Annotated in this window: 4 protein-coding genes; all 4 read right to left on the reverse strand. The window is 59.7% G+C overall.

The features are described from left to right. Positions 1 to 1,822, reverse strand: a 1,822-nt coding sequence (gene cas3, locus H5U08_RS11095) for a CRISPR-associated helicase Cas3' (protein WP_297032985.1), incomplete at its 3' end; no start/stop codon positions are given. Further along, positions 1,786 to 2,520: a CRISPR-associated protein Cas5 gene (locus tag H5U08_RS11100; protein ID WP_297032987.1), complete on the reverse strand. Its 735-nt coding sequence runs from the start codon at positions 2,518 to 2,520 to the stop codon at positions 1,786 to 1,788. The genes H5U08_RS11100 and cas3, both read right to left, overlap by 37 nt. Next, a complete protein-coding gene (gene cas7i, locus H5U08_RS11105; protein ID WP_297032989.1) occupies positions 2,505 to 3,479 on the reverse strand; it encodes a type I-B CRISPR-associated protein Cas7/Cst2/DevR in 975 nt (324 codons plus the stop codon). The genes H5U08_RS11100 and cas7i overlap by 16 nt, the downstream gene beginning before the upstream one ends. After that, a partial coding sequence (locus H5U08_RS11110; protein WP_297032990.1) for a hypothetical protein occupies positions 3,476 to 4,379 on the reverse strand: 904 nt, incomplete at its 5' end. The genes cas7i and H5U08_RS11110, both read right to left, overlap by 4 nt.

A 4,379-nucleotide genomic window follows, 5' to 3' on the forward strand; every position in this document is an offset into this window, starting at 1 on the left:
CCGCAGAAGTGGTGATTTGATCATAGAGCTCGGCGACGATTTGTCGCAGTTGGGCATCGGTGGGCGTGGGCGAGAGGGATTGGAGCAGTTCCTGGCTCCAGGCGAGGATCTGCCTTCCGTAGATCCGCTCGGTCCCCTGCGAGGGTGCTTGATAGACTGTCACCGGTGCGGGCGGTATGCTGCCATAGCGGTTGACGCGGCCAAGCCGCTGGACGAGGGCGTCCAGCGGGGCAACTTCGGTGAGCATGGCGTCGTAGGAGATGTCCAGGCTGACCTCGACGACCTGTGTGGAGACCAGGATGGCCCCCGGGCTGGGGCTGGTGATGTGCTTTTCCTTGATGCGACGGTCGCGGAGGCAGAAGCGGGAGTGGAGAAGGGTGAGCGGGCGGTCGTCGCACCGGGCCTTGAGGCGGCGGAAGATTTCTTGGGCATCGCGGACCGTGTTGGCGACGATGAGCACGGAGCGTCCTTCTTCGGCGAGGCGAAGGGCGTGATGGACGCCGTCTTCGAGCAGTGTTCCCGAAGCGCAGGCGACCTGGTGACGCTGTTTGGCCCAGAGTTCGGGTTCTGCTTCCACGAGCTGGCCGGTGGGGAAAAGCGTGAGGAGGCCATCGGGCAGGGTGGCGCTGGCCAGGGCAAGGCGTTGCGGCGGCTCTTTTTGCAGGGCCCTGCGGAGCAGCCCGAGGGTGTACGGCTCGTAGGCGTGGATCTCATCGAGGATGACGGCGCTGTGTCGGGCGAGGGTGCGACGGATTTCCCAGTGCCGGCAGTGGAGATGGGCGAGGAGGAACTGGTCCAGCGTGGCAACGGTAACGGGTTTGGCAAAGACGGAACCGAAGAGCCGGGCGTCGAGGGGGTCTTCCTCGGATTCTTCGCGCAGAAAGTAGGCCGCCCGCCCGTGGGCGAGTCCCACGTTGTCCTCACCGAAAATTCTGCTCAGCCGACGCCACATGGCGTTGGTGGTGGCCTGGGTGGGAAGGAGGTAGAGAATCCGGGATGCATTGGATGCCCAGAGGAGGAGGGCTTCCGTCTTGCCGGAGCCGGTGGGGGCGCGGAGCCAGAGCACCGGCTGCGCGGTACTGGCGGCAGCGACCTGTTGAAAGTGGCGAAGCGAACCGGGAAGGCCCGTCGTGTGCTGGCGGACCAGTTCCTCGGTTCGGTCAAGGAAGATGCAGGTGGTATCAGCCTTGCCGGCCGAGGCGGTCCAATCGGCGAGTTGCAGGACGCACTTGATGGGGGCGAAATTCTCCACGGGCGAAGCTTGCAAAATGCCGCGGAAGGATCTGTTTTCCTGGCCAATTTTGTAGCGGCTTTCCAGGATGCGAGCGGGGTTCTCAAGAAGCGAAGCGGCTTTCTGGAGAAGAGTGTCAGGGGCAATATCGATCGGCACGCCGAGGCGGGTCAGGAGCGAGGCAAGGTCGCGGAGGAGCGTCTCGATATCCGGGTGAAATTGGGGAGGCCGACAGTCCGTGTACGTTCTGTAGAGATTTGGTGACAAGGGGGAATGATGCGAGAGCACGGCGGCGGTGACTTCATACTGTTGAAGTGAGATGCCCAGGTGGCGGTTGACGGCATTTTCTATTAGCAGGGCGAAAGGCAGCGCGGTGAGGGCGTGGGGAAAAGCGTGGGAAGTCTTCTTAAGGAGGTGGTCCTGGAAATCGGGGGTGGCTTTCCCCACGTCATGGAGCGCCGCGGCGAGGACGGCCTTGGTCTTGAGCGGTGAGGAAAGCTGGAGGCGGTCGGCGAGCTGGACCGCCAGATCCACCACTGCCTGGAGATGGTCGATCAGGGGAGTGTCTGGTTTGGCGAGGAGTTGAGCCATACGAAGTTCTGCCCAGCGAACTTTAGAGGACCGAGATTGGGGACTTCTAATTGAACGCCCGGCGGCAGAAAACTGAAAAACTGGAGTTTTTGAGGATGGCGGACGCCCTTCTTATCGACTTCAAAGGAAACGGGAAGGCGTTCCACGAGGGGTGGTTCGAAAGCCGTTCCCGGGGCCAGGGCCGGCTTGAGCCTGGGAATTTTGCGGATATCGCAGGGAAGGATGGTGCCGCCGAAAACCGAGTCACCGGGTTCCGCCTGGGAAAGCGTGACGCCCTCGACAAACATCAGCTCATCATCCCGGCCCAGGGAGAGTGGAAAGACGGGATCGCGAAACGCCCTGGCGAGCTCGTCCAGCTGGGATGCCATTCCACCGTAGGCGAGTTTGTAGCGAACATAAAAGAGGAGTTCGCGAAAGTACGGCGAGCGTTCTCCGAGTTTACCGCTGATGATTTTGAGAACGGTCCACATATCCCGGGCTCGGCCTGGGGGCTCATCCATCCACGCGGAGACCCTCAGGTTGCTCCATCCGGCCTGGGGATCCCACAGTTCGCGATCCGACAGCCCGAGGGCTGCCCCTGCGATTCCCAGGAGGGTGGTCGGCGGTGGAAGCGGGAGGGTCCGCTGGTAATTATGGTCGAGCGGTCGCCGGAAGGAGGCCACCGGCGCCGAGACACTGACGATCAGGACTGGCTCCATAGCGTTTCCACATCTTTCTTGGCCTGGTTGATTGCCTCGTGTGTGCTGAGTACTTCACCATAATTCTGGAGGATCTGTTTGACTTCTTCGGCATTTCCGAAGATATCCTCTTCCAGGCCGAAGATCAGTTTCTCGCAGCGGCCTTCGAATTTTTTGAGTGCGGCAACGATGGGCGCCGTGTGCAGAAGGTATTTGCCGTTTTCATACTCGGCGGAAAGGGCTTCCAGAAACACGGGATGTTTCACGGACAGACGGGCATAGGCCAGGAATTTGGGGGAGAGATCGGCCAGCATGCGGGCGGTGCGGCCTCCACCCCAGAGGATGTTGAAGGCTTCCAGGAGGGCCTGGAGGCGCTTGCGTCGCTCCTCAGCGGGCAGGACTTTTTCGATGCGTCCGTTTCCTGAGTTTCTTTCCTCGAGTTGGGTGGGGGCCTTTTTCACGTCCACTTCCAGGTTGCGGAACACACCGACCCGATCCAGCTCCACGAGCACGCTCCCTTTGAACAAGTTGGCGTAAAGCTCGGTTTCGAACATATTCCCGCCGCTTTCCATCTTTTGCCCGAATTTTTCGAACGAGCGGGTGCCGAGATCGCGATCGCCCTGGAAGGGGAACAGACCGACGGCGGCCGAGACGCGGACGGGGGACGTCCGCCGGTGGCTGTTGGTGGGCGACGGATCGAGGTAGCCGAAGAGGTCCTCATCGACGAATTCCCAGGGACGAACCGGCGGCGTCACCTGCTGGCCGCTGACCTGGCAGAACGGTTCCGAGAGCGGATATCCCAGCTCTTCCAGACGATCACGGAGCATCCGGCGCAGGGCCTGACCGGAGATATAGGGCAGGGTACTTCCATCGGGCAGGGTCACTTTCTTGGTGACCATCACGTTCCCTTCGTTATGGGAAGCGTTGATGTTGGCAGCCGACACTTTTGTGAGGTATCCAATGACAATCGCCTTGCTCATGCGTTAACCTCCTGAGTGGTCAAGTCAGAATCATTAGCGTCTTCAGTCGTTTCTTTCCCCTTGCGGAGATAGGCATTCATCGCATAGATGGCGAGGAGGGTTTTCACCCGAACCCAGGGCACACCGGCGATGCGCTCCTGACGCTCGATGCGGAGCAGATCACCGGGCACGGTGATTTGCAGGCGGAACTGGGCGTCATTGAGGACACGATAGAACTCCTCGGGATTCTTGGCGTTACGAAGGGCATAGAGCAGGCCCATTTCCTTTTTTTCGGAAGCCTTCGTGCCGAGCGAATGTCCAAAGCCGGCCAGGACTTTTTGAAATCTCTCATCCATCTGCATGACCTCCACGAGATAGGGAATCAGCACGTTCAGTGTTCCGTGAAGCAGCCCGCGGGAATGCCTGTCTGACTCTTCAGCGCGGGCACACACATCGAAGAGGAATTGTTCGATGAAGGGTGTGGGGTCAGAGAACTCGAGGATCGCCCAGGCGATTTTGTCCCGCCACAGAGTTTCGCACTTTTTACCCTGCCGGGCATAAAATTGCCCGAAGATTTTTTCCAGACGTTGGTGGGGCTTGTCGCCTTTCAGGTTTAAACCCTGAATGATTTCTATCCATTTTTCATAGAACCGAAACAGACGATGGAGCTGGGAGAATTCGCAGAGTGTATTCATTTTGAATGCTTGGCCGGGCTTGCCGGTCACGGCGTAAAGTCGCATCGGCGGCCGTCCAGCGAGGGGCTCCGCTCCCAACAATTGGCTGAGCAATTGCCGCGATTCCTCAGGGAGTTTGTCAGACTCCCGGACGTACAGGAAAAGTGTGAGCAAAAGACCGAGTGTCGTTTCGTGGATGTAGGGACCTTCGAAAGCGCACTCGCAGTTTCCACTTCTTTGACCTTTA

The sequence above is a fragment of the Thermogutta sp. genome (assembly GCF_014359955.1).
In the GTDB taxonomy this organism is placed as follows: Bacteria; Planctomycetota; Planctomycetia; order Pirellulales; family Thermoguttaceae; genus Thermogutta.